Origin of the sequence: Archangium primigenium (assembly GCF_016904885.1) — a bacterium.
Classification (GTDB): Bacteria; Myxococcota; Myxococcia; order Myxococcales; family Myxococcaceae; genus Cystobacter; species Cystobacter primigenius.
In genome coordinates this window covers 7,049,319-7,074,939 of the sequence record NZ_JADWYI010000001.1, presented here as the reverse complement: position 1 = coordinate 7,074,939, position 25,621 = coordinate 7,049,319, and the positions used below count along the sequence as shown (strand labels likewise).

Genomic DNA, 25,621 nt, shown 5'->3' with positions numbered 1-25,621 from the left:
CCGGGACGTGCCTTCCCTGTCATCGCTGCTCGACAACTTCTTCTACCGCCCGGACGAGGACGTCGGTCCCATCGAGGAAGTGGTGGCCGGCACCGATGAGTTCATCGAGACCGCCGCGGAGGAGGTCCCCGAGGAATACCTGGCCTTCCGGCTGGAGGGGGAGATCTACGCGGTGCCCATCCACGGCGTGCGGGAGATCGTGAAGGTGCCCCCGCTCACCGAGGTGCCCCGGGCGGCCGCCAACCTGCTGGGGGTCATGTACCTGCGCGGCGAGGTGCTGCCCGTCTACGACATCAAGGTGAAGCTGCGCCTGGCCGACACGTCCGCCCTGGTGGCCGGCCCCGAGGCCCCCCCGCCTCCCCGGGGGGCGCGCATCATCGTCGTGCAGACGGCGGACGGGCTCGCGGGCATCTGGGTGGACGCCGTGTCCGAGGTGGTGCGGCTGCGGCCCTCCATGCTGGAGCTGGCGCCGCCGGGCGTGGGGGGCGGAGAACGCGATTGCGTCGTGGGGCTCGGTCGGCGCAAACAGGAGCTCTTCATCCTGCTCGACATCTGGCAGGCCCTCTCATGAGACAACGCGCGCTCACCCTCAGCCGATTGACGCCTTCTCGCGCGGACGAGCAGGCCGAAGCCCAGCGCGATCCCCCGGTGCAGCTGTGTGCCTTCTTCGTGGGCGCCGAGGAGTACGCCGTGGACATCATGCGCGTGGAGGAGATCCTCCAGCCCCAGCGGCTGACCCCCGTGCGGGGCGCGCCGGCCTTCCTGGAGGGCGTCATCCGGCTGCGCGGCGCCATCCTTCCCGTGGTGGACCTGCGCAAGCGGCTGCTCGGCGTGGCGGCGCCCGTGGACACGCCCAAGACGCGGCTCCTGGTGTGCTGGGTGGGCCGTCGGCGCGTGGCCTTCACCGTGGACCGGGTCTCCGAGGTGGTGCGGCTGCGGCGCGGGGAGATCAAGCCCGCGCCGGCGCTCGGGGCCGTGGGCGCGGGGCCCTTCGTGGTGGGCGTGTATGGTGAGCCGGAGTCGCGTGAGGCGCCGGTGCCGGGCGGCGAGCGGCTCAAGCTGTTGTTGGACGTGAAGGCGCTGCTGCTGGCGGAGCTGCTGCGCGACTCCAGTCGGAGGGGGAACGGATGAGCGAGGAAGGGCGGAACGCCGAGGAGCTGCGCTATCGGGCGCTGCTGGCGTTGGACGTCTTCCGGCCCGATGCGCGCGAGCGCCTCGTGGAGGGACTGCACGACGAGAGCTGGCGGGTCCGGCGCGCCGCGGCGGGGGGCTTCGCCCGGCTGCCGGGACGCACGGTCTCGGTGGAGCGGCTCATCGCCGTGCTCGGCGAGCGCGACGAGACGGGCGCCCGCAACGCCTCGGCCGAGGCCCTGGTGAGCCTGGGCGCCGCGTCCGTCAATCCCCTGGTGAAGCTGCTCGGGCACGCGGATCCGGACCAGCGCAAGTTCGCCGCGGACATCCTCGGTCAGCTCGCCCGGCCCGAGGCCGAGGACGCCCTCGTCTTCGCCCTGTTGGAGGACGCGGACCTCAACGTGCGGGTGGCCGCGGCCGAGGCGCTCGGTCGGCTGGGCGGGCGCGGCGGGGTGCGGGCCCTGGAGCGCACGCTCAACGACAGCGAGCCCCTCTTGCGGCTGAGCGCCCTGGAGTCGCTCGCGGCGCTGCGGCAGCCCCCGCCCCTGGCCGACGTGCTGCCCCTGCTCAACAACCCCCTGCTCAAGCGCAGCGCCTACCGCGTGCTGGGGCTCATTCCCCGCCTGGAGGCCACGGAGCTCGTGTGCCGCGGCCTGTGCTCGGAGGTGCGCTCCACCCGTGAGGCGGCGCTCGTGGCCCTGGGTCAGCAGGCCGCCCTCACGGCGCCCGCGCTGCGACCGGGCATGGATCAGGCCGTGGCCCAGGTGCTCCAGCAACTGCCCGAGGCGTCCGGCTGGGTGGCCAACGCCCTGGAGTCGGAGGACCTGGAGCTGCGCGCCGGCGGGCTCGTGGTGGCCGCGGCCCTGCGTGCCCCGAGGCTCGCGCCCCTGGTGGCCGAGGTGGCCCAGGAAGAGCGCCTGATGCCCGAGGTGATGCGCACGCTCGCGTGCTTCGGTCCGGAGACGGGGCGCGAGCTCCTGGCGAGCATGGGCCGGTTGTCCTTCGCGGCGCGCGAGGCCGCGGGGCAGGTGCTCGTGGAGATGGTGGACGCCTCCTTCGTCCCCGAGCTCGTGCAGATGCTCGATTGGAGCGAGCTGGACGTGAAGGGCGTGGCGGTGCGGGCGCTCGGACGCACGGGCGCGCGCGAGGCCGTGGAGCCGCTCGCCGGACTGCTGGCGGATCCCGACATGGCGCCCCTGGCGGCCCGCGCCCTGGTGTCCCTGGCGTCGAGCCACCGCGCGCCGGTGCTCCAGGTGCTGGAGTCCGCCCTGGAGCAGGACGCGGATCCCGCGGTGCTCAGCGCCCTGGTGCGGGTGGGCGGCACCGCCAAGCTGCCCCTGGTGCGCCGCATCGCGCGGCAGGCGGCGGTGCCCCTGCGCGCCACCGCCGTGGAGGTGGTGGCCGCGGTGGACCCCTCCGGCGGACTGGAGCTGGCGCGGGCCGCGCTGGTGGACGAGGCCTCGCCGGTGCGCGCCGCGGCGGTGCGGGTGCTCGGCCAGGTGGGGGACGCCTCCATGTCGGAGCTGCTCGCCCGGGCCCTCGCCGACAGATCCCTGGACGTGCAGCTCTCCGCCCTGGAGGCCGTGGGCGAGTGCGGGGCCGTGGATCGGGCGGGCGACCTGGAGGCCCTGGTGCGCCACCCGGACGGGGCCATCGCCTTTCGCGCGGTGCGCTCGCTGGCCCGGCTGGGCGTGCTGCGCGACGAGGTGCTCGCCCGCGCGGTGGAGCATGAGGATCACGAGGTGGTGAAGGCGGCGCTCCAGGCGGACGCGGACCATGGCGGTGGTGAGGCCCTGGCGCTCAAGCTGCTCGGCCACGGGCGCTGGGACGTGCGCGCCGCGGCGGCCCGGGTCCTGGCGGATGCCGGCGGCACGGACTGCCTGCCGGCGATGCTCTCGGCGCTGTCCGTGGAAACGGACACGCTGGCGCGCCGGGCCCTGGTGGACGCGGTGGAACGGCTGACGGGACGCTGAGGCGGGGAGGGACGCGGGGTTGATGCCTTTCGATTCAGGCCGGCCGGAGATGAACGCGGAGGAGTTCCGCCTGCTGCGGGACTTCGTGTACGCCTACTGCGGCATCCTGGTCCGCGACGACATGAAGTACGTCATGCAGCGGCGGCTCTGGCCGCGTCTGGAGGCCCTGGGCCTCAATGACTTCGCCTCCTACTACCGCTACCTGCGCTTCGATGCGCAGCGCCGCGCCGAGCTGGACACGGCCATCGAGGCCCTCACCACGCACGAGACGTACTTCTTTCGCGAGCCGCGCCAGCTCAAGGCCTTCTCCCAGGAAGTCCTCCCCGTGCTCGAGCGGCGCAACGCGCGCCTGCGTCGGCTGCGGCTGTGGTCCGCGGGCTGCTCCTCCGGCGAGGAGGCCTACACGCTCGCCATGCTCCTCAAGGAGAGCGGCCGCTTCGAGGGGTGGGACGTCGAGGTGCACGGCTCGGACATCTCCCGCCGCGTGCTGGCGGCGGCGCGCCAGGGCGAGTACGGGCCGAGCGCGCTGCGCGCCACGTCCGCCGAGCAGCTCGCCCGGTACTTCACCCAGATTGGCCCCAACCGGGTGCGGGTGCGCGAGGACATCCGCGCCTGGGTGACGTTCGGCCACCACAACCTGCAGGACACCGAGCACGGCACGTCCTCGCCGCGCGTGGACGCCGTCTTCTGCCGCAACGTGCTCATCTACTTCGACACGCCCGCCCGCCAGCGCGTGCTCAAGCTCCTCTATGACCGGCTGGTGCCGGGGGGCTACCTCATGCTCGGGCACTCGGAGAACCTCATCAACCTGAGCGCCGACTTCGAGCTGGTGCACCTGCGCGGCGACCTCGTCTACCGCCGTCCGGAGCTGGGGGGATGGAACCCGTGAGCGTCCTGCCTCCCGTGAAGGTCCTGGTGGTGGACGACTCGGAGTCCAACCGCAAGCTGCTGACGGAGCTCATCGAGTCCGCGCCGGATCTCAAGGTCGTGAGCACCGCGGCGGACGGCAACGAGGGCCTGCGCCAGGTGATGGCCCTGCACCCGGACGTGGTGACCCTGGACCTGGAGATGCCGCGGCTGGGGGGCTACTCCTTCCTGCGCCTGCTCAAGAACTCCGCGCCCACGCCCGTCATCGTCATCTCCAGCTACGCGCACCAGGCGGACGTCTTCAAGGCGCTGGAGCTGGGCGCCGCGGACTTCATCGCCAAGCCCGCCCGGCCCACGCCCGAGGCCCTGGAGAAGCTGCGCCGGGAGCTGCAGGACAAGGTGCGCGCCGCGCGTCAGCTGCGTCCCGAGCGCCACGTGCTCCCGCGCCGTCCCCGGGGGCTCGTCATGGATCCCTCGTTCGTGGTGGGCGTGGGCGCCTCCACCGGCGGGCCGCCCGCCGTGCAGCGGCTGCTGGAGGCGATCGCCGTCGAGCCCACGGTGAGCCTGTTGGTGTGCCAGCACATGCCCAAGCAGTTCACCCGGGCGTTCGCCGAGCGCTTGGATCGCCTCGGCCCCTTCACCGTGCGCGAGGCCCAGGATGGCGACTTGCTGCAGCCCGGCCATGTCTTCATCGCGCCGGGAGGCCGGCAGCTCGTGGTGTACCGGCAGGGCGGGCGCTACACGCTGGGCACCCCGCCGCCCACGCTCCAGGACAAGCACGCGCCCTCGGTGGACCGGCTCTTCCAGAGCCTCGCCGAGGTGTTCGGTGCGCGGGCCCTCGGTGTGGTACTGACGGGCATGGGCTCGGACGGAGCCCAGGGCACCCGGAGCATCCACAAAGCGGGCGGCGAGGTGTGGGCGGAGTCGGAGCGCACGGCGGTCGTCTACGGAATGCCCCAGGAAGCGGTGGCCACGGGCGCGGTGAGCCGCGTGCTGCCCCTGGGCGAGATTGGCCCCGCGCTGGTGGAACTGGCGCGCAAGAGGCGGTGACATGAAGAGCTTTCCTTCCGATTTCGCGGACCTGCTCACCCCCAAGGGGCGGCGCATCCTCGAGGGCCGCGACCGCGAGGCGTGCGGCATCCTGCTCAAGCCGGGCCACCGCTTCGTGGCGCTCGGCGGCGTGGTGGACGCGCGCAAGGCCGCCGCGTGCCTCGCCGCGCTGGAGTCCTCCCTGGAGGGCACCCTCACGGCCATGGAGGAGCCCATCCCCCCGGAGAGCATCTTCGGGATGACGGAGAACTACGAGGAGCTGCTGCCCAAGACGGTGCGCGTGCGCACGGCGATGCTGGAGAGCCGGCGCTCGCGCTCGTGGGCCGCGGCCGAGCGGGTGGGGCTCGTGGAGATGATGCGCTCGGAGAGCTTCGCGGCCTTCGCGGCGGCGGTGAGCGGCCGGCCCCTGCGGCGCAAGTGGGGGATTCAGGCGCTGTGTTACGGCCCGGGGGACTACGCCGGGCCCCACAACGATCACCACCCCGAGGACGAAGAGGCCGCCAACGGCTACGTGGACATGCACCTCACGTTCGCCACGCGCGCCGTGGCGCACCAGTGGCTCATCTACTCCAAGCAGGGCCACTTCTCGCAGATGAGCAGCGTCAACACGCTGGGCGGCATCACCGTGTACCGGCTGCCCTTCTGGCACTACACCACGCCGCTCATGGCCCGGCCCGGCGCGGAGGCCGACGCGCGGCGCTGGGTGCTGCTCGGCACCTTCCTGGATGCCCCCGAGCAGCGCCGACGCAACACCGCCATCGAGCCGCCGCCGGTGTCCGCCGCCTCGGTCCTGCTCGCCAGGCGCTAGAAAAAGAATCGGGGAGGAGCCGATCCCCCGAGCGGCTCCTCCCCGACGAACTCTTCCCCGTCACTTCCCCCGAACTGCCCCCTCGAAAGACTTCCCCCGACCCGCCCGTCCTGCCCCGACCCGCCCGTCCCGCCCCGTGCTACCCGAGGAGGGACATAGCAGTCCGCGTGCCAGGGTCGGCGGAGGGCGAAACTCCCATGATTCCAGGGGGTTGGCGGAGCGTTGGGCGCGGGAGGGATTTCCCATCCGGTAAGACTTACGGGCGGGCCCTCCCCGGGGCTGGACGGGCGCGGGCGGCGCGTCGGCGAGGCGCCTGGCAGCGGGGGCAGAAGAACAGGCTCCGCCCGGCGAGCGGCACCCGGGCGACGGGGGTGGCGCAGTGAGGGCAGGGGAGGTCCTCGCGGTCGTAGACGCAGAAGCGGTCCTCCCGGCGCCGGCCGGGGAGGGTGAGGGCGGTGGGGGGCGCATGGGGTGGGACGATGCGGCCATCCCGGGCGGCGTCCTCGAGCAACTGGCGCAGGGCCGTCCACAAGCGCTCGAAGTCGGGGGCGCGCAAGTCGCTCGCGGGCAGGTGGGGCGACAGGCGCGCGAGGAAGAGGGCCTCGGCGCGCAGGATGTTGCCCACCCCCGAGATGCGGGACTGGTCGAGCAGGGCGGTGGCGATCGGCGCGCGGACCTGACGCAGGGCCGCGAAGGCCCGCTCGCGGGACGCGTCGGCGTGGAGGGGGTCCTCGCCCAGGCGGGCCCGGAGCGCGGCCTCGGCGTCCGGGGTGAGCAGCTCACAGGTCTGGGGGCCGGACAGCTGGAGCGTCGCGTGGGGGGAGGCGAGCCTCAGCCGACAGGCCGGGGACGGGGGGGTGGCCTGGGCGCGGAAGTGGCGGATGGTGCCGAACAGGCCCAGGTGCACGTGGAGCCGGACCCCGCCCTCGAAGTGGTGGAAGAGGTGCTTGCCATGGGCCCGCACGTCCTCGAGCACCCGCCCCGAGAGGTGGGGGGCCTCGGCGGCGAAGCGCCCCTGGGGGGAGTCCGCGGTGAAGCGACGGCCGACGAGCCAGCGGCGGTGGACGCGGGCGAGGCGGTGGATGATGTTTCCCTCGGGCATCCCTGGCAGGTAACGTCCGGCGGGCGACCTGTCGCGTCGACGCGGGAGCCCCGCGCCCTCCGGCGTGGACCCTCGGGAGGAGCGAAGGCGCTCAGTCCCCTGCCTGCTTCGGCGCCCGGCGGTGGTATCCTCCCGCGTCATGACGCAGGAGATCCGGGCCCTGGTGGTGGATGACTCGCAGGCCATGCGGCGCAGCCTCATGTACGCGCTGCAGCGCTTGGGCACGTGGCTCCACACGGACGAGGCCCACGACGGGGCCGAGGGCCTCAAGAAGCTGACCCTGGGCCGCTACGATCTCATCCTGACCGACATCAACATGCCGCTCATGGACGGGCTCAAGCTCATCCACCACATCCGCCAGCAGGACGCGTACCGCACGGTGCCCATCGTGGTCATCACCACCGAGTCGGCCACCGAGGATCGGGCGCGGGCCATGGCCCTGGGGGCGAGCGCCTACCTGGTCAAGCCGGTACAGTCCAAGGTGGTACAGGACACGGTGAAGGGCCTGCTGCGGCTGGATTAGGGGGTTGCCGGGGGCCCGTCCCCCACGTAAGACGCGGGCCGTCATGGCCATGAACGAGCGTTACGAGCCGCAGGCAATCGAGTCGAAGTGGCAGCAGCGGTGGAGCGAGGCGGGCGTGTTCCGCGCCGGCACGCGCCCCGGAGCCCCCAAGAAGTACATCCTCGAGATGCTGCCGTACCCCAGCGGGAAGATGCACATGGGGCACGTGCGCAACTACCTCATCGGGGACGTCTACGCGCGCTTCTTCAAGATGCGCGGCTTTGACGTGCTGCACCCCATGGGCTGGGACGCCTTCGGCCTGCCGGCGGAGAACGCGGCCATCAAGGACGGCGTGCACCCAGCGGTGCGCACCCGCGAGAACATCGACTCCTTCAAGAAGGAGATCCACTCGCTGGGCTACAGCTACGACTGGTCGCGCGAGGTGAACACCAGCGAGCCCGAGTACTACCGCTGGAACCAGTGGTTCTTCATCCAGATGCTCCAGCGGGGGCTCGTCTATCGCCGCTTCAGCAAGGTGAACTGGTGCACGGGCTGTCTCACGGTCATCGCCAACGAGCAGGTGAAGGACGGCGTGTGCGAGCGCTGTGATTCGCCGGTGCTCGACAAGGAAATGCCCGAGTGGGCATTCCGGATCACCCGCTACTCGCAGGACCTGCTCGACGGCCTGGACCAGCTCAAGGAGTGGCCCGAGCGCATCACCTCCATGCAGCGCAACTGGATCGGCCGCTCCGAGGGCGTGGAGGCCGACTTCACCGTGCAGGGCTCGGACGAGCGCCTGCGCGTGTTCACCACGCGCGTGGACACCATCTTCGGCTGCACCTACGTGGTGCTCGCGCCGGACCACAAGCTCGTCTCGCGCATCACCACGCCCGCGCAGCGCGCCGAGGTGGACGCCTTCGTGAAGAAGATGGCGGCCACCTCCAAGACGGAGCGCACGGACGAGGGCGCCACCAAGGAAGGCGTGTTCACGGGCGCCCACGCGCTCAACCCCTTCACGGGCCAGCCGGTGCCCATCTGGATCGCCAACTTCGTGCTGTCCGACTACGGCACGGGCGCGGTGATGAGCGTGCCGGCGCACGACGCGCGCGACTTCGAGTTCGCGCGCAAGTACGCGCTGCCCGTGCGCGGGGTGGTGCAGCCCGCCCAGGGTGACAAACTTCCCGCGGGCGACGCGCTGGAGTCCGCGGCCACCGAGGACGGCGTGCTGGCGGACTCGGGCGAGTACTCGGGCCTCACCTCCGCCGAGGCGCGCAAGAAGATGGGCGCCTTCCTCCAGGCCCAGGGCAAGGGCGAGCCCAAGGTGACGTACCGCCAGAAGGACTGGGGCTTCAGCCGCCAGCGCTACTGGGGCACCCCCATCCCCATCGTCTACTGCGAGGCGTGCGACCCCGAGCGCAAGGGCCAGGCCGTGCCGATCGAGCAGCTGCCGGTGCGCCTGCCGGAGATCGACACCCAGGCGGTGCTCACGGGCAAGGGCGAGCCCCCGCTGGCCAAGGTGCCCGGGTTCGTCAACGCCACGTGTCCCACGTGCAACGGCCCCGCGCGCCGCGAGACGGAGACGATGGACACCTTCGTCGACTCCTGCTGGTACTTCGCGCGCTACCTCTCGCCGCACTACGCCGAGGCGCCCTTCGATCCGAAGGAGGCCCAGCGCTGGCTGCCGGTGGACGTGTACGTGGGCGGCCCCGAGCACGCGGTGATGCACCTGCTCTACTTCCGCTTCTGGACGCGGGTGATGAAGCTCCTGGGCCTGTCCCCGGTGGACGAGCCCGTCACGCGCCTGGTCACCCAGGGCATCGTCAACGGGCCCGACGGGCGCAAGATGTCCAAGCGCTGGGGCAACGTGGTGGCCCCCTCGTCCATCGTGCAGAAGTACGGCGCGGACACGGCGCGCGCCTACGTGATGTTCGCCGGCCCGCCCGAGCGCGACTTCGACTGGTCGGATGACCAGGTGGAGGGCGCCTTCCGCTTCCTCAAGCGGGTGTGGGTGCTCGCCCAGCAGCACCAGGGCACGGCGGGCACGACGCACGAGGGCGCCTTCGAGGGCAAGGCGCTGGAGATCCGCCGCGCGGCGCACAAGTGCCTCAAGCGGGTGGGGGAGGCCATCGACCGGCTGTCCTTCAACACCGCCATCGCCGGGTGCATGGAGTACGTGAACGCGCTCTACGCGCTGGGCACGCCGGAGTCGGTCGCGGAGAAGGCCGCCATGGCCGAGGCCGTGAAGGTGCTCACCGTGGTGCTCACGCCCTTCACCCCCCACCTGGCGGACGAGATCGCCGAGGCCTACGGCGCCAAGGACTTCGTCGTCAACCAGGGCTGGCTGGAGTTCGATCCGGCGCTGGTGGTGGATGACGTCATCCCCTACGCGGTGCAGGTCAACGGCAAGCTGCGCGCCGAGGTGCGCGTGGCGGCGGACGCGGGCGAGGCGGACGTGCGCGCCGCGGCCGAGGCGGACGAGCGGGTGAAGGCCGCGCTGGCGGGCAAGACGCTGCGCAAGTTCGTCTTCGTGCCCAAGCGCCTGGTGAACTTCGTCGTCGGCTGAGCCGCGTGAGCGGAGGGCGTGCCCGCGCCGGGCGCCCTCCTGCTCGGGCTTGACCCGGAGGACCCCGCCGCTAGTGTGCTCGGCATGTTCCGCGCGCGCGTGGTGAGGTGGTTGTGGGTGGGGTGCCTGGGGGTGCTCTCGGGCATGGGCTGCGGCTACCGCTTCACCCCTCGGAGCGCGGGGCTGCCCGAGGGCGTGCGCTCGGTGTGTGCGCCGATCTTCCGCAACGACACGCCCGAGCCGGGCCTGGAGGCGCTCTTCACCCGCGTGCTCCGCCTGGAGCTGGTGCGCGCGGGCGTGCTGGGCGCCGAGGGCGCGTGCGACGCGACGATCGAGGGGGTGGTGGCGGGGGTGGGCAGCGCGCCGACCATCGTCACGGATCCCGTGTACGACGGAAACACGCGGGTGGCGGAGCCTCGGCTCGCCAGCTACCGCGCTTCGGCGACGGTGGTGCTGCGCCTGCGCAAGGACGGCGGGGTGCTGTCGGAGACGGTGGTCACCGGCAACGAGGACTTCCTGCCGGGCACGGCGAGCGTGTCCGGCGACATCCTGGAAGCCGAGGCCAACCGTCAGGCCGCGCTCCACCGTCTCGCCGAGACGTTGATGCGCGAGGGATATGACCGGTTGGCCAGCGACTGGTGAAGCCCGCGAGGACTACTTCGCGGTGGCGGCGGCCTTGGCGCGGTTGACGGCCTTGGCCAGGCGCGAGATGCGGCGGGAAGCGGCGCGCTTGTGGACCACGCCCTTGCTGGCGGCCTTGTTCAGGCGGCTGGCGGCGGCCTTGAAGGCCTCCGGCGCCTTGGCCGTGTCGGTGGTGAGGGTGTCGCGCAGGGTCTTCACGGCGTCCTTCACCGTGGTGCGCACGTTGATGTTGCGGGCGCGGCGCTTCTGCGCCTGGCGGTTACGCTTCTCTGCAGACTTGGTGTTGGCCAAGGTGATCTCCAGCGTACTTCTGTGGAAAGAGGGGGCGTACCTACTTCGTCCCCTACCGGAGCGTCAAGACTTGCGTGATCCGGAAGCGGGGAAGCCCTTCCTCAGGGTTCGGGAACGGCATACTCCCACTCCAGCCCGGCGGGATCACGAAACATGATCGTCTCCGCGCCAAGGTCGCCTTCTCGCACACATCCCGGGGAGGCGGCCTCTAGCAGGGTCCGTAGGCGGCGCACGGCCGCTCCCGAGGGGGCCTCGAAGGTCAGCCGGGTGGGGGAGGGGGCGGCGGACCCGGGCACGAAGGTGATCCGGTACAGCCCGTCCCCATAGACGGCCTCCCGTGCCGACGCCCGCCCGGCGCTCCAACCGAGCAGGGGCGCCACCTGATCCCAGAAGGCCCGCTGGGGGGCGAGCGCTTCCACGGGCAGTCGCAGGGCGACGAGGGGGGCGCGGGGCACCCGGGTGGGCGGGGGGAGGGCCTTCTCCACCGCCTTGGCCTCCCCCCAGTGCCGCATCATCTGCTCCAGGCTGCCCTCGCCGAGCGCGACGCCCTCGGCGCGCAGGGCCGACTCGAGGTGCTGGAAGCGGGTGGTGAAGCGGCGCAGGGCCATGCGCAGCGCGTCCTCGGCCGGGGTCTTCAGGAAGCGCGCGACGTTGGCCAGGGCCAGGAGGACATCGCCCAGCTCGTGCTCCAGGGCGTCGCGGTCCCCCGAGGCGATGGCCTCGTCGAGCTCTCCCAACTCCTCGGTGAGCTTGGCGCGCACGTGCGCCAGATCCGGCCAGTCGAAGCCGAGCCGGCTCGCCTTCTCCACCAGCCGCTCGGCGCGCAAGAGCGCCGGCGCGCCCGCGGGCACCCCGTCGAGCACCGAGCCCTCCCGGCCCGTCTTCTTCTTGCGCTCGGCGGCCTTGAGCTTCGCCCAGTTGGCCAGCGGCTGGGGGGTGCCGTCCTCGCGCTTCTCCCCGAACACGTGGGGGTGGCGGTGGGTGAGTTTGTCGCTGATGGACGCACATACGTCCGCCAGGGTGAACTCCCCCAGTTCCTCGGCGAGCCGGGCGTGGAAGACGATCTGGAAGAGCAGATCCCCCAGCTCCTCGCACAGGGGCGCCCAGGGGCCGCCCTCGGCCACCCGGTCCATCTCCTCCAGGACCTCGAAGGCCTCCTCGGTGAGATAAGGGCGGATGGAGCGCAGGTCCTGCTCCCGGTCCCACGGACAGCCATCCTGGGCGCGCAGGCGGGCCATGATTTCCGCGAGCCTGTCCAATTGCGGTCCTGCTGAACCCATATGTCCCCTCTCCGGGCGAGCAGGTTGCTGTTAACACGGGAACCTCCGGAGTGGGGGACGACAACTTCCGTGAGACGGACCCGTCGCCTATGCTCGGGACCTCGAATGTCGCGCCCCCCCTTCTTGCGCTGCCTTCCGCTGTTGCTCTGCCTGCTGTCGGGACTGCCCGCGCGCCAGGCCCATGCGCAGCACTTCCACGATCCCTCCATGCTGGACCCGGAGGAGATGGCCATGCCCGACGATCCGGAGTCCGACGACTCCGGGGACGAGGAGCAGGACGACTCCGCCACGGCCAAGGGCAAGAACGCCAAGGGTGCCAAGGGCGCCAAGGGTGACGTGTCCCCGGCCGAGGCCAAGGGCGGCAAGAACGCCAAGGGCGAGCCCGTGCCCGAGCCGGCGGTGGTGCCCGCCGCGCCGCCGCCCGTGGTCCGGCCGCCGCCCGCGCCCATCCTCTCGCCGCGCGTCACCGACGCGGACCTGGCCGCGGCCTGGACGCGCTGGCGTACCGCCGTGGAGTCGATGGACAAGGACGGGGCGACCAAGGCCCAGGCGGAGCTGGTGGCGCTCAAGCAGGAAGTGGGCGCCATGGACATCGACGCCTTCAGCATGGCGCTCATCCGCGCGGCCGAGGGTCGGCGCAAGGGGCATGACGAAGCGGGCGCGCTGCGGCTCGTGGAGGAGGCGGCGATCATCTCGCCCAACCTGCCCTATGTGCGTCTGGCGCTCGCCCAGGCCTACGCCGAGCACGACCCCACGGGCGTGGGAGCCTACACGCGGGAGCTCAAGGCCGCGGCGACGGCGCTGCTGCGCGACCCGCGCTACCGGCGTCCGGCCCTGGCGGACCTGGGCACGGCGGTCCTGGTGGCGCTGATGGCCACCACGGTGGTCGTGGTGGGCGTGCTCTTCCTGCGCCGGGTGCGCTACCTGCTGCACGACTTCCACCACCTCTTTCCCCGGGTGACGGCGCGCTGGCAGTCCACGGCGCTCGCGGCCCTGCTGCTGTTGGGCACGCCCCTGGCGATGCGCTGGGGTCTGGTGCCCGTGCTGCTCATCGCCCTGGCCTCGGTGGCCTTCTATCTGACGCGCACGGAGCGGGCGGTGGCCGCGGTGCTCATCGCGCTGACGGCGCTGGTGCCCCTGGCCGCGGGTCGGCTCGCGCAGTCCGCCGCCTTCGCGGGCACGGTGGCCGAGGACATCTACGTGCTGGAGCGCGGGGGCTTCGACGCGGAGCCCGTGGCCGAGCGCGTGCGCGAGCGCCACGAGAAGAAGCAGGCCGGGTTCGCCGAGCTCTTCGCGCTCGGGCGCTTCGAGGCGCGGCGCGGACAGCTGCCGGAGGCGCTGGTGCACTACAAGGCGGCGGCCAACAGCCGTCCCAGCCATGCCGCGCTGATGACCAACCTGGGCAACGCCCTGCTGGCCAGCGGGGACGAGGACTCCGCGGCGCGGCTCTACATCGAGGCCATGTCGGCCGATCCGTCCCTGGTCGCGCCGCCCTTCAACCTGGCCGAGGTCTACCGCCGCCGGGCCGCGGTGGCGCCGGACTCGGAGATCAGCGCGCAGAACCAGCGGGCGAGCGAGGCGCTGGCGACCGCGGCCCGGTTGGACCCGGTGCTGCTGCGCGACTGGAACCGTCCGCCCGACGATCGCCTGCTGATGAACCGCCTGCTGCTCTCGCCGCCGCTGCCGCGGGCGGATCTGCCCTCCATCGAGGAGCCGGTCGTGGCCCAGCGCGTGGAGGAGCAACTGTCGCGTCGGCTCCTGGGCCGCACGGGCTTCGTCGCCTGGGGCCTGGCGCTCTTGGGCACCCTGGGGGCCTTCGGGCTGGGCTTCGCGGCCCAGACCATGAAGACCTCGCGCGAGTGCGAGAAGTGCGGGCGTCCGGTGTGCCGGCGCTGCGACAAGGAGCTGGGCGTGGCCAGCAAGACGTGCGCCCAGTGCGTCAACGTCTTCTCGCGCCGGGTGGTGGTGGAGGCGCGGGTCCGGGCGCGCAAGCACATCGAGATCGAGCGCAACCGCCGCTGGGGCAGCCGGCTGTCGTATGTGCTCGGCGCGCTGGTGTCCGGCGCGGGCCATGTCTTCCACGGGTTCGCGCTGCGTGGCGCGCTCTACGCCTTCTTGTTCCTGCTCGCGGTGGCGGGGGTGCTGTTGCGCTCCGGTGTCTTCCGCGCGCCCTACGGCGAGGTACCGCTCCTGTTCAAGCTGGCCCCCGTGCTGCTCTTCCTCATCCCCCTTCACCTCCTGACCCTGCGCGGCCTCTATCGCCGCCAGAACGAGTAGGCAGGCACGACGATGGCCCTGACGGGAACCCTCAAGGACTTCGGCATCGCGGACATCCTGCAGCTCATCGGGCAGCAGCAGAAGACGGGCGTGCTCTACCTCAAGAGCAAGGACCACGACGTCCAGGTCTTCATCCGGGACGGCAACATCGTCCGGGCCGAGAGCATCACGCGGCAGAAGAAACAGCTGCTCGGCAACATGCTGGTGAGCGCCGAGCTCATCACCCAGCAGCAGCTCGACAGCGCGCTGGAGATCCAGAAGCGCACCCTCAAGCGGCTGGGGGACGTGCTCATCTCCATGAACATCATCACGCAGGAGAAGCTGCGGCAGATGATGCGCCTGCAGGTGACGGAGAGCCTCTATGGGCTCTTCGCCTGGAAGGCGGGCAACTACGAGTTCAAGCAGGAGGAGAGCGTCCAGGTGGACGCGGACGACCTCACGCCCCTGCGCGCCGAGAGCGTCCTCATGGAAGGCTTCCGGATGGTGGACGAGTGGCCCCACCTGCGAAAGAAGCTCACCAACGAGGCCACCACCTTCGAGAAGATCAAGGAGCTGCCGCCGCCCAAGGCCCAGCCGAAGGAGGACGACTTCGACGCCGCCTTCGATGACGCCTTCTCCGAGGAGAAGAAGGACGAGAACAAGGGCGAGTTCCAGTCCATCGGCAGCTCCGAGCGCCGGGTGTTCAGCCTGCTCGGGCCGGGGCGGGACGTGACCAAGCTGGTCGACCTGAGCTGCCTGGGGGAGTTCGAGACCTGGAAGGCGCTCGTGAACCTGCTCAACCTGGAATACATCCGGGCCATCCCTCCCTCGGGCCTGTCCCTGTCGGCCTCGTCGGGCGGTGGCGCGGGCCTGGTCCTGCGGGTGGGCGGCATGGTGGCGCGGGCCGCCGTGACCTTCGCGGTGATCGCGGCCCTGGGCTTCTTCGCCTCGCGCATGCGCCCGGGCACCTGGGACCTCCAGGGCACCTCGGCCTCCTCGTACGCGGATCCGGCCGCCCAGCGCCTGGTGTCTCGCGCCCAACAGGCGCGCATCCAGGCCGCGCTCGAGGTGTTCCGCCTTGAAAAGGGCAACCTGCCTGAACGACTGGATTCCCTGGTGGAAGTGGGTCTCTTGCACCACGAGGACCTGCGCTACCCATGGCGGGATGATTATTATTACCGTCGGACATCGGACCGGCAGTTCATCCTCCTGCCCCCCTTGCGCTAGGCGGGCTGCTCGCCGCCGCGCGACATCTGGAGCGGGAGGACGTTACGTAGAGGTGAGGTCGAATTCAGCGACACCCGCACCGAGGGATGGGACGCATTGCGAAACCCCGCCACAGTAGAGGCACAAGCCGCCGTCAGCCCCACCTCCGCCAAGGTGGACGTCCGTGACAACGCGACGACCCTGGCGCTGTGTGGCAACCAGAACGAAAACCTCAAGCTCATGGAGCGCCGCCTCGGTGTCCGTGTGGGACAGCGGGGGACGGAACTGCACCTGTCTGGACCGGCGGATGCCGTGGCCTTCACCGTGAAACTGGTGGAGAACCTCGAGGGTATCATCCGGGCCGGCCGACCGGTCTACCGCGAGGACGTGGAGCAGGCCATCAAGGTCCTGGGCCGGGGCGGAGTCGAGTCCCTGCAGGACGTGATGCTCGGCCCCGTGCTCAAGAGCTCCACCAACAAGCAGATCGCGCCCAAGAGCATCGCGCAGAAGCGCTACGTGGACGCCATCCGCGCCAACGACATCGTCTTCGGCATCGGGCCGGCGGGCACGGGCAAGACGTACCTGGCCATGGCCATGGCGGTGTCCTTCCTGCAGGACCGCAAGGTCAAGCGCATCGTGCTGGCGCGTCCGGCGGTGGAGGCGGGCGAGAAGCTCGGCTTCCTGCCCGGAGACCTGGCCGAGAAGGTCAACCCGTACCTGCGCCCGCTCTACGACGCGCTCCACGACATGATGCCCGTCGAGCGCGCCAACCAATTCATCGAGCAGGGCGTGGTGGAGGTGGCCCCGCTCGCGTTCATGCGCGGCCGCACCCTCAATGACTCCTTCGTCATCCTCGACGAGGCGCAGAACACCACCGTCGAGCAGATGAAGATGTTCCTCACGCGCCTGGGCTACAACAGCAAGGCGGTGATCACCGGCGACGTGACCCAGGTGGACCTGCCCAGCGGCAAGACGAGCGGCCTGCACCACGCGCGCTCCATCCTGCGCAACATCGAGGGCATCACCATCTCCGAGTTCTCGGACGTGGACGTGGTCCGCCACCCGCTCGTGCAGGAAGTCATCCGGGCCTACGATCGCTTCGACGCCGCCCAGCAGGCGGCCAAGGCGCTCAAGGCGGCCGAGGCCTCCGCGCCCCCCGAGGCGTCCGAGGAGAGCCCGATCGCGGATTGAGGCCGCCTGGTCGATGGCGGAGCGGGGGCGGTGGGAATGATCCACCGCCTCCCGCTGTGCTTGAAGTCCTTGCCCCGCCTCCCGTAGGTTCCAGATCCCATGGCCGAACCGGAATCGTCGCCCCCCGGACCCAGTCCGTTGGACGCGCTGTCACGGCGCTTCCGGCTCGGCCCCCACTGGGGTCGGCGGCTGGCGGGCGTGTTGCTGCTGCTGGGCGTGTCGGTGGCGGCCGGTTTCGTCATCTCCCCGGGGCTCTACAGCCAGCAGATCCCCGCGCTCACCGAGGAGAACCTCGGCAAGCCCTTTCGCACCAGCTCCCCCACGGGCTTCAAGGCCGGGCGCGACTACGACATCCTCCATGAGGCGATGACGGAGAAGCGGCGCCTGGACGCGCGCGCCGCGGTCCGCCCGGTGTTCGACCTGAGCCCGGGGGTGGTGGCCGAGCTGCGCACGGCGGTCAACGGGGCCTTCTCCGCCATGCGCCTGCGCCTGGAGGAGAAGGCGCGCGCCGAGGAGGCCGCGGCCGTCGAGCCGCCCCCCGAGTCGCGCAAGGCCCCGCCGGTGCGCAAGCCCACGCCGACGCCGGAGGATCGCGAGCGGCAGCGCCAGGAGTCCGAGGCCATGCGCGGCGCCTTCCAGGCGTTGCTCTTCGGTCGCCGGGACGCGCCGATCGACCTCGAGGACTTCCAGGCGCTGGAGAACGGCCGGTTCTCCGAGACCCTGGAGGCGGCCACGCTCGCGCTGGTGGAGCGCGCCTATGGCTTCTCCGAGCCCCTGCCCGTGTACATCGCCAACTCGCGCGAGGAGCTGGCGCGCGAGGGGGCCCAGGGCATCACCGTGCGCGACCTGCGGCACAACGGCGAGCAGACCCTGCCGGGCACGGCGCCCACGGTGGTGGACATGCGCGAGGCGTACACCGAGCTCGAGCGCTTCGCCTCGGTGCCCGGCAACCTCCTGCCGGACGCCCCCGTGGTCCAGCGGCGCGCGGTGCTCCGGCTGGCCAAGCGGCTGGTGCGGCCCAACCTGACCATCAACAAGGCGGAGACCAACACGCGCCGGGAGCGGGCCGCCGCCGCGGTCAAGGACGCGGTCATCTCCATCAAGAAGGGCCAGCGCGTCATCGGCGACGGCGAGCTCGTCAACGAGACGCACCTGGTGGCCGTGCGGGGCATGCGCGCGCAGACGGACCGGCTGGATCTGGTGCAGCTGCAGGTGGGCGGCACGGGGCTGGTCGCGCTGCTCATCTCCGCCACCTACGTCTTCTGCCGGGCGGCCTTCCGGCGCTTCCGCCCCACGCGCAAGGACGCGCTGCTGCTGGGGGTGCTGCTGGTGGGCATGCTCGGCATGGCCCAGGTGTGGGTGTCCATCGCGGACGCCGTGCAGGACCGCTACACGGCACTGCCGCTGGAGGCCTTCTACTACGCGTTCCCGGTGGCGGCCGGCGCCATGCTCGTGCGCTTCGTGCTCTCCGAGGCGCTGGCGCTCTTCTTCGCCATCGTGCTGGCGTGCCTGTCCGGCGTGATGCTGGGCAACTCCCTGTCCTTCGGCATCTACGCGCTGGTGGGCGCGCTGGTGGCCGCCGACCGCATCACCCGCGCCAAGGATCGCGTGGGCATCTTCCGGGCGGGGCTCGTCACGGGCCTGGCCAACCTGGTGGCCGTGCTCTGCCTCTTCCTGGCCGAGGGCAAGGGGCTCACCGTGGACACGCTCGTCACGGCGTTCTGCGCCTTCGCGGGCACGACGCTGGCGGTGCCGGTGCTGGTGCTGGCCCTCACGCCGCTCATCGAGTCCGTGTTCGGCTACGCCTCGGACCTCAAGCTGCTGGAGCTGGCCAACCTCAACCACCCCGCGCTCAAGGAACTCATCGTCCAGGCGCCGGGCACCTACCACCACTCCATCATCATCGGCACGCTCGTGGAGAACGCGGCCGAGGCCATCGGCGCCAATCCGCTGCTGGCGCGCTCGTGCGCGTACTACCACGACATCGGCAAGGGCCGGAATCCGCTCTACTTCAGCGAGAACCAGAAGGGCGAGAACCGCCACGACACGCTCGTGCCGGCCATGAGCGCCATCATCATCAAGCGCCATGTCACCGAGGGCCTGGAGATGGCGCGGCAGTACCGCCTGCCCAAGCTGGTGGCGGACGCCATTCCGCAGCACCACGGCACGCGGTTGGTGGGCTATTTCTACCACAAGGCCGTCAAGGAGCAGGAAGGCAAGGAAGGCGCGCCGCCCGTCGACGAGAGCATCTTCCGCTACCCGGGCCCCAAGCCGCAGTTCCGCGAGGCGGCGCTGGTGATGATCGCCGATGCCGTCGAGGCCTCCACGCGCTCGCTGCCCGAGCCCACCACGCCCCGCCTGCAGGCCCAGGTGCAGAAGATGATCAACCTCATCTTCTCCGAGGGCCAGCTGGACGAGTGTGACCTGACGCTGCGGGACCTGAACCTCATCGCGCAGTCCTTCCTGCACACGCTCGAGGGCATCTATCATGCGCGCCCCGCCTACCCGGCGGGGGCGCTGCAGGCGGGGCCCAAGGGCGCGTTGATGGTGGCGCCGGCCCCGGCCCCGAGCACGACGAACACGAAATCAGACGGCAAGCAGCGTCCCGTGGGCACGGGCACCTGAGGGCGCGAGGTGGGTGGATGGCGAACGTGAAGCTGCGCAAGGGGAAGGTGATTCCCCGCGACGACGGGAAGCGCATCGAGGAGTTCGTGGGCGCGGCGACGACGGGCACCGAGGGCGTGTCGGTGGCGCGCATGTTGGCGCCTCCCGGCTGGAAGGAGCCCGCGCAGACGCCCGAGTTCGACGAGGTGGTCATCGTCCTCAAGGGCCAGCTGACGCTGGTGGTGGACGGGCGGCGGCAGCTCATCGAGGAGGGCGAGATGGGGCTCGTGTCCCGGGGCCGGCGGGTGGTGTACCGCAACGACGGCCAGGGCGCGTGTGACTACTACTCGGTCTGCGCGCCCGCCTTCCGGGTGGAACTCGCCCACATGGAGGAGCCCGAGGAGGCCTCGCCCGAGGAGAACCGGGTGACGGTGCAGGTGGCCCATCCCCAGGGCAAGCGCTTCGCCAAGCAGGTGACGGACCTGGCCGAGGCCTTCCTGGAGAAGCTCTCGCTCACCGGGTGCGAGCTGTCCATCTCGCTCGTCGGGGACCATGCCATCCGCCGGCTCAACCGCACCTGGCGCAAGAAGGACAAGGCCACGGACGTGCTGAGCTTCCCCGCGGGGGAGGCGCCCAAGGGCACCCCGGGGCCGCGCCAGCTCGGCGACATCGTCATCTCGCTGGACACGGCGAAGGTGCAGGCCAAGGAGTACGAGCGCACGCTGGAGTCCGAGGTGGCGCGCTACCTGGCGCATGGGCTGCTGCACCTCCTGGGTCACGATCACGAGCGGCCCAAGGACGCCCAGCGCATGGCGCGCGCCGAGGAGCAACTGCTCGGGGCGAGCGGCATGGTGGGCGACTCGGTGGCGCCCCGGGCCCGCAAGCTCATGACCTGAGGGCTCCCTTCCGGGGTGGGGCGGACGATTCCGCTCCCCTGGAGGCCATCCGTGGGGTTGAGTCGGGCCTCGCGCATGATAGGTAGGCCCGTCCCCGCGTGTTGGAACGGACCATGCCTCGCTTGACCTCGTCGATGCTCTTCGTGCTGGGCCTGCTGCTCGTCGCCGCTCCGGCGCATGCCCAGGACATGCCTCCCTGGGGAACGGGCGAGAGCCGGGGCGAGGACCTGTCCATCTACCTGGCCACCTTCGGACCGGGCGATGACGTGCCCTCGTACTTCGGCCACGGCTCGCTCGTGGTGGAGGACGCCCGGCTGCGCACCTCGCGCCTCTACAACTACGGGATGTTCTCCTTCGACGAGCGCATGCTGGCGCGCTACGCGATGGGTCGGCTCGAATTCTGGGTGGACGACTCGGCCCCGGGCCCCACCTTCCGCTTCTACCGCTCGCTCAACCGGGACGTGCGGCTGCAGCAGCTCGACCTGTCACCCGAGCAGAAGAAGGAACTGGGCCGGCTGCTCGCGGTGAACGTGCTGCCCGAGAACCGTCAGTACCTCTACCACCACTACAACGACAACTGCGTCACCCGGCTGCGCGACATGATCGACGCGGTGGTGGGCGGTCAGCTCCGCCGGGCGGACGAGGTCCCCGGGCGCATGACGCTGCGCGAGCACACGCGGCGCTACACCGCCGTGAATCCGCCCATGAGCGTCCTGCTCGACTTCCTGATGAACGACGAGATCGACAAGCCCATCACCCGGTGGCAGGAGGCGTTCCTCCCGGACGAGCTGGAGCGGCAGGTGGCCCAACTCCAGGTGACGGCCACGGACGGTCCGTCGCACGCGCTCGTGGACCGGACCGTGAAGTTCTACGAGTCCAAGGGCCGTCCGGTCACGCCCGAGCAGCCGCCCCGGTACGCGCCGGTGATGTTGATGCTGGGCCTCGTGCTGGGCGGGGCCTCGATGGGCCTGGCCGCGTGGCAGCGCAAGAAGGGCGCGCGGCTGCCGCGGGTGCTGCTGGGGCTGCAGAACGTGCTGATGGGCCTGGTGTTCGGCATCCCCGGCCTGGCGCTGTTCATCATGTGGCTCGGCACGGATCACACGGTGACGTACCGCAACGAGAACCTGTTCCTGGCCAATCCGCTCACCGTGCTCGCGCTGCCCCTGGGGCTGCAACTGATGGCCGGGAGCGCGAAGGCCCGCGCGCGCCTGGAGTGGCTGTGGCGGGCGCTGGCGGCCCTGGGGCTCTTCGGGCTCGTGCTCAAGGTGTTGCCCCTGTTCGATCAGGACAATTGGCGCCTCATCGCGCTGCTGCTCCCCATGTCCGTGGGGATGGCGGGGGCGTTGTGGCTGCTGCGCGCGCCGGTGGCGGGCCGCGAGGTGACGCCGCCGGTGGCGCCGGACTTGAAGGTTTCTGGAAACTGAAGAAGGCAAGAGGGAGGACACAACATGGCGAACGACTCGATGGAGAAGATCGGCGGGCTTCGCGAGCGTCTGACGGCGCTCAGGGGGCATCTTTGACGTCGATCGCAAGAAGTCGCGCATCGCGCTGATCGAGCGGGAATCCACGCTGCCCACGTTCTGGGACGACAACACCAAGGCCCAGGCGATGCTCAAGGAGAAGGCCACGCTCGAGTCGAGCGTGGGCGCCTACGAGAAGACCCTGCGCGGCCTGGACGACGCCCAGACGCTCTTGGAACTCGCCGCCGAGATGCAGGACCCGGCGAGCGCCAAGGAGGCCGAGGATTCGCTCGGGGGGCTCGAGGGCGAGGTGGCCAAGCTGGAACTGGCGCGGATGCTCTCCGGCGAGCAGGACCGCTCGTACTGCTTCATGGACATCAACGCGGGCGCGGGTGGCACGGACTCCATGGACTGGGCCGCCATGCTCATGCGCATGTACACGCGCTACTGCGAGCAGCGCGGCTGGAAGGTGGAGATCAACGACGCGCAGGAGGGTGAGGAGGCGGGCTTCAAGAACGTCTCGCTGCGCATCGAGGGCGAGTTCGCCTACGGCTACCTCAAGGCGGAGGTGGGCGTGCATCGGCTCGTGCGCATCAGCCCCTTCGACGCCAACGCGCGCCGGCAGACGGCCTTCGCCTCGGTGGACGTGTATCCGGAAGTGGATGACTCCATCCAGATCGACATCCCGGAGAAGGACATCGAGCTGAAGTTCATCCGGGGTGGCGGCGCGGGCGGTCAGAAGGTCAACAAGACCTCGTCCACGGCGCAGCTGCGCCACCTGCCCACGGGCATCATCATCACCTGCCAGACGGAGCGCTCGCAGTCGGCCAACAAGGACATGGCGTTCAAGATCCTCCGCGGCCGGCTCTACGAGCTGGAGATGAAGCGGCGCGAGGCGGAGCGTGACGCCGCCGAGGCGCAGAAGAAGGACATCTCCTTCGGCTCGCAGATCCGCTCCTACGTGCTCGCGCCCTACCGCATGGTGAAGGACCTGCGCACGGGCGTGGAGACGGGCAACGTGGACGCGGTGCTGGACGGTGAGCTGGAGGACTTCGTCACCGCGCAGCTCATGGGCGTGAAGAACCCCAACCGCGCCGCCCCGGAATAATCCGGGAGCGAATCACGGGAACCTTTCCCTGGCCGGGCTGTCCAAGGCCGGGGAAGGGGGCCCGCCCCTGGGGAAGGTGACCGGTGTCGTCGAGCGAGGCGCTCGTGAACGAGGAGATGACGCCGGAGCAGGTGCTCCTGGTCCGGCTGCGCCGTGGCGAGCCGGACGCCTTCGAGACCCTGGTGCGGACCTACCAGGACCGGCTCTACGACTTCTGCGTGCGGATGTTGAGCGACCGCGAGGAGGCGTATGACCTGGTTCAGGACGTCTTCGTGAGCGCCCACCAGCACCTCGCGCGCTTTCGCGAGGACGCGAAGCTGTCCACGTGGCTCTACCGCATCGCCAAGAACCACTGCATCAACCGGCTCAAGTACCTCAACCGCCGGGGCCGGGGCCGTTCGGAGGAGTACGGCGAGCGCAACGAGGAGGCCCTGGCCGAGGCCCTGGGCTCGCCGCCGGGGCCGGACGCGGCGCTCGAGTCCGCGCGGGAGCAGGCGCGGGTGCAGTGGGCCATTTCCCGACTGGAGCCGGACGCGCGCATGCTCGTGGCGCTCCGGGACATCGAGGGCCTGGCCTACGAAGAAATCGTCGACATCACCGAGCTTCCGTTGGGAACCGTGAAAAGCCGGCTCCACCGGGCCCGGGAGAAGCTGGCGGAGTGGTTGGAGCGGGTTGAGGAATGAAGGGCTTTCAGCGGAGACTTGGGGACATGCCAGCGCAGCTCAGCCATCGCGAGACCCGGGCCTTGTTCATCGCCTTCGCCGACGAGGACTTGCCCGCGGACAAGGCGGGCGAGGTGCGCTCGCACCTGGACGGATGCGGCGAGTGCCAGCGGGGCTGGCAGTCCTATTCGGCCACCGTCCAGCGGCTCAAGGCGGCGCCCCGGCACGCGGCGCCCCCCGCGCTCGCCACCCAGGTGATGACCCGGGTCAAGCGCCAGCGGCGCTCGGGGCTCAGGGGGCTCACCCTGATGCACGCGCACTACCGGCTGCCCGTGGAGATCCTCGTCCCGGTGCTGCTCGCGGCGGCGGTGGCGGCCTACCTGATCATGGCCGGGGTCTGAAAGAAGTCCGGTCCGGCGTCCATTCATTGCGTCCCGAGGTGGGCTTGGCTAGCGTGCCGCGCCCTCACGGGAAGCCCCATGGCCGACACTCCAGAGAACAAGACCGCCGAAGCGGACCTCGGGTCCAAAGAGCAGGAAATCTACGCGCAGCGTCTCGACAAGGCGCAGAAGTGGCGCGACTCCGGCGTCAATCCGTACGGCAACGGCCACCGGCCCGCGCACCTGGCGCAGGAAATCATCGACCGTCACGCCCAGCAGTCCACCGAGGACCTGGAGAAGGCCGGTCCCCTGGCCTACAGCGTGGCGGGCCGCATCGTGGCCGTGCGCAGCTTCGGCAAGGCCGCCTTCGTGAAGCTGCGCGACCGCTCCGGGGAAATCCAGGCGCACGTGAAGAAGGACGCGCTCGGGGACGCCTTCGAGCTCTTCAAGCTGTGCGACCTGGGTGACTTCGTCGCCGTGGAGGGCACGCTCTTCCGCTCGAAGACGGGCGAGCTGACGCTGTCGGCCACGCGCTTCCTGCCGCTCACCAAGTCCCTGCGCCCGCTGCCGGAGAAGTGGCACGGCCTCACGGACGTGGAGAGCCGCTACCGCCAGCGCTACCTGGACCTCGTGTCCAACCCGGACGTCAAGCAGACCTTCCTCAAGCGCAACAAGCTCGTGCGCTACATCCGCGACTTCCTCGACACGCGGGACTTCATCGAGGTGGAGACGCCGATGATGCACCCGCTGGTGTCGGGCGCGGCGGCGCGGCCGTTCACCACGCACCACAACGCGCTGGACATCGATCTGTACATGCGGATCGCCCCCGAGCTCTACCTCAAGCGGCTGGTGGTGGGCGGCATCGAGCGCGTGTACGAGATCAACCGCAACTTCCGCAACGAGGGCATCAGCACCCGGCACAACCCCGAGTTCACGATGCTGGAGTTCTACCAGGCCTACGCCACGTTCGAGGACCTGATGGACCTCACCGAGGAGATGCTCTCGGGGGCGGCGCGGGCGGTGACGGGGGACTCGAAGGTGGCCTACCAGGGCCAGGTGCTGGACTTCGGCAAGGGCTGGAAGCGCATCCCCATGACCGAGGCCATCCGCGAGGCCGTGCCCTCCTTGAGCGACAAGGACATGGCGGACGCGGACCGGCTGCGGCACGAGCTGCTGTCCAAGGCCCACGGCCAGGCCGAGCGCCGGGCCATCGAGACCATGCACCACGGCGAACTGGTGGGCGCGCTCTTCGAGCAGCACGTGGAGAGCACCCTGGTTCACCCCACGTTCATCACCCAGTACCCCACGGCGGTGAGCCCGCTGGCGCGCCGCAACGACCAGAACCCGGAGTTCACCGACCGCTTCGAGCTGTTCGTGGCGGGCCGGGAGATCGGCAATGCCTTCTCCGAGCTGAATGATCCGCTCGACCAGAAGGATCGGTTCCTCGGCCAGCTGGACGCGAAGAAGCGCGGCCAGCAGGAGACGATGGACTACGACGAGGACTACATCCGCGCACTCGAGCACGGCATGCCGCCCACGGCGGGTGAGGGCATCGGGATTGATCGCGTGACCATGTTGTTCACGGATTCGCCGTCGATTCGCGACGTCATCCTCTTCCCGCTTCTCAAGCCGCTGGCCAGGTAGTCAGG

At 70.6% G+C, this 25,621-nt stretch carries 22 protein-coding genes; 19 read left to right on the top strand and 3 right to left on the bottom strand.

The features are described from left to right. Positions 1-7 precede the first annotated feature (7 nt). The 6 genes from I3V78_RS28930 to I3V78_RS28905 are packed head-to-tail and all read left to right on the top strand — an operon-like array spanning position 8 to position 5,829. Positions 8-571: a chemotaxis protein CheW gene (locus I3V78_RS28930; protein ID WP_204492254.1), complete on the top strand. Its 564-nt coding sequence runs from the start codon at positions 8-10 to the stop codon at positions 569-571. Beyond that, entirely contained in the window at positions 568-1,131 is a 564-nt protein-coding gene (locus I3V78_RS28925) for a chemotaxis protein CheW (RefSeq protein ID WP_204492252.1), read from the top strand. The genes I3V78_RS28930 and I3V78_RS28925 overlap by 4 nt, the downstream gene beginning before the upstream one ends. Next, the gene (locus I3V78_RS28920) at positions 1,128-3,104 is read left to right on the top strand and encodes a HEAT repeat domain-containing protein (RefSeq protein ID WP_204492250.1); all 1,977 of its coding nucleotides are present in this window, start codon (positions 1,128-1,130) and stop codon (positions 3,102-3,104) included. Before I3V78_RS28925 ends, I3V78_RS28920 begins: the two co-directional genes overlap by 4 nt. 22 nt (positions 3,105-3,126) lie before the next feature. Next, positions 3,127-3,993: a CheR family methyltransferase gene (locus I3V78_RS28915; RefSeq protein ID WP_420840434.1), complete on the top strand. Its 867-nt coding sequence runs from the start codon at positions 3,127-3,129 to the stop codon at positions 3,991-3,993. After that, positions 3,981-5,021 (top strand): chemotaxis-specific protein-glutamate methyltransferase CheB, encoded by a 1,041-nt coding sequence (gene cheB, locus I3V78_RS28910; RefSeq protein WP_204492247.1) that lies wholly within the window; start codon positions 3,981-3,983, stop codon positions 5,019-5,021. The genes I3V78_RS28915 and cheB overlap by 13 nt, the downstream gene beginning before the upstream one ends. 1 nt (position 5,022) lies before the next feature. Beyond that, positions 5,023-5,829, top strand: coding sequence for a hypothetical protein (locus I3V78_RS28905; RefSeq protein WP_204492245.1), 807 nt, complete (start codon positions 5,023-5,025; stop codon positions 5,827-5,829). Positions 5,830-6,085: 256 nt separating this feature from the next. Here the strand turns inward: I3V78_RS28905 and I3V78_RS28900 are convergent, their stop codons facing one another. After that, positions 6,086-6,931 carry an Fpg/Nei family DNA glycosylase gene (locus I3V78_RS28900; protein ID WP_204492243.1) on the bottom strand — a complete coding sequence of 282 codons (846 nt, stop codon included), beginning with the start codon at positions 6,929-6,931 and terminating at the stop codon, positions 6,086-6,088. Between the two features lie 139 nt (positions 6,932-7,070). Between I3V78_RS28900 and I3V78_RS28895 the strand changes: the two genes are divergently transcribed. The 3 genes from I3V78_RS28895 to lptE all read left to right on the top strand — a co-directional run bounded on the left by I3V78_RS28895 (position 7,071) and on the right by lptE (position 10,638). Beyond that, positions 7,071-7,454 carry a response regulator gene (locus I3V78_RS28895; protein WP_204492240.1) on the top strand — a complete coding sequence of 128 codons (384 nt, stop codon included), beginning with the start codon at positions 7,071-7,073 and terminating at the stop codon, positions 7,452-7,454. A gap of 43 nt (positions 7,455-7,497) precedes the next feature. Next, complete coding sequence (leuS, locus tag I3V78_RS28890) at positions 7,498-9,996, top strand: leucine--tRNA ligase (RefSeq protein WP_204492238.1); 2,499 nt, start codon at positions 7,498-7,500, stop codon at positions 9,994-9,996. A gap of 84 nt (positions 9,997-10,080) precedes the next feature. Next, positions 10,081-10,638, top strand: coding sequence for an LPS assembly lipoprotein LptE (gene lptE, locus I3V78_RS28885; RefSeq protein ID WP_204492236.1), 558 nt, complete (start codon positions 10,081-10,083; stop codon positions 10,636-10,638). A 12-nt stretch (positions 10,639-10,650) separates the two neighbouring features. Here lptE and rpsT read toward each other — a convergent pair whose 3' ends face one another. Both rpsT and mazG read right to left on the bottom strand, forming a co-directional pair. Beyond that, on the bottom strand, positions 10,651-10,929 hold the full coding sequence (rpsT, locus tag I3V78_RS28880) for a 30S ribosomal protein S20 (protein WP_204492234.1): 279 nt from the start codon (positions 10,927-10,929) through the stop codon (positions 10,651-10,653). 101 nt (positions 10,930-11,030) lie between these two features. Further along, positions 11,031-12,209: a nucleoside triphosphate pyrophosphohydrolase gene (mazG, locus tag I3V78_RS28875; RefSeq protein WP_204492232.1), complete on the bottom strand. Its 1,179-nt coding sequence runs from the start codon at positions 12,207-12,209 to the stop codon at positions 11,031-11,033. 105 nt (positions 12,210-12,314) lie between these two features. On the opposite strand from mazG, the gene I3V78_RS28870 reads away from it, so the two are divergent. The 10 genes from I3V78_RS28870 (at position 12,315) to lysS (ending at position 25,616) form a co-directional block, all read left to right on the top strand. Then, on the top strand, positions 12,315-14,486 hold the full coding sequence (locus I3V78_RS28870) for a tetratricopeptide repeat protein (RefSeq protein ID WP_204492230.1): 2,172 nt from the start codon (positions 12,315-12,317) through the stop codon (positions 14,484-14,486). Between the two features lie 12 nt (positions 14,487-14,498). After that, the gene (locus tag I3V78_RS28865; protein WP_204492228.1) at positions 14,499-15,692 is read left to right on the top strand and encodes a DUF4388 domain-containing protein; all 1,194 of its coding nucleotides are present in this window, start codon (positions 14,499-14,501) and stop codon (positions 15,690-15,692) included. A 96-nt stretch (positions 15,693-15,788) separates the two neighbouring features. Continuing rightward, entirely contained in the window at positions 15,789-16,862 is a 1,074-nt protein-coding gene (locus I3V78_RS28860) for a PhoH family protein (RefSeq protein WP_204492226.1), read from the top strand. Positions 16,863-16,961: 99 nt separating this feature from the next. After that, entirely contained in the window at positions 16,962-19,487 is a 2,526-nt protein-coding gene (locus I3V78_RS28855; RefSeq protein WP_204492224.1) for an HD family phosphohydrolase, read from the top strand. A gap of 17 nt (positions 19,488-19,504) precedes the next feature. Then, positions 19,505-20,362: an rRNA maturation RNase YbeY gene (gene ybeY, locus I3V78_RS28850; RefSeq protein WP_204492222.1), complete on the top strand. Its 858-nt coding sequence runs from the start codon at positions 19,505-19,507 to the stop codon at positions 20,360-20,362. Positions 20,363-20,475: 113 nt separating this feature from the next. Next, complete coding sequence (locus I3V78_RS28845; protein ID WP_204492220.1) at positions 20,476-21,786, top strand: Lnb N-terminal periplasmic domain-containing protein; 1,311 nt, start codon at positions 20,476-20,478, stop codon at positions 21,784-21,786. 24 nt (positions 21,787-21,810) lie between these two features. Beyond that, positions 21,811-22,930, top strand: a protein-coding gene (gene prfB / locus I3V78_RS28840) for a peptide chain release factor 2 (protein ID WP_239576689.1) whose coding sequence is annotated in 2 segments (ribosomal slippage) — positions 21,811-21,879 and positions 21,881-22,930 — 1,119 coding nt in all. Because the reading frame shifts where the segments join, the coding sequence is not laid out codon by codon here. Positions 22,931-23,046: 116 nt separating this feature from the next. Next, positions 23,047-23,613, top strand: a complete 567-nt coding sequence (locus I3V78_RS28835) for a sigma-70 family RNA polymerase sigma factor (RefSeq protein WP_204496828.1) — start codon at positions 23,047-23,049, stop codon at positions 23,611-23,613. Between the two features lie 26 nt (positions 23,614-23,639). After that, positions 23,640-23,993, top strand: coding sequence for an anti-sigma factor family protein (locus I3V78_RS28830; RefSeq protein WP_204492218.1), 354 nt, complete (start codon positions 23,640-23,642; stop codon positions 23,991-23,993). A gap of 78 nt (positions 23,994-24,071) precedes the next feature. After that, on the top strand, positions 24,072-25,616 hold the full coding sequence (lysS, locus tag I3V78_RS28825) for a lysine--tRNA ligase (RefSeq protein ID WP_204492216.1): 1,545 nt from the start codon (positions 24,072-24,074) through the stop codon (positions 25,614-25,616). Positions 25,617-25,621: the final 5 nt, after the last annotated feature.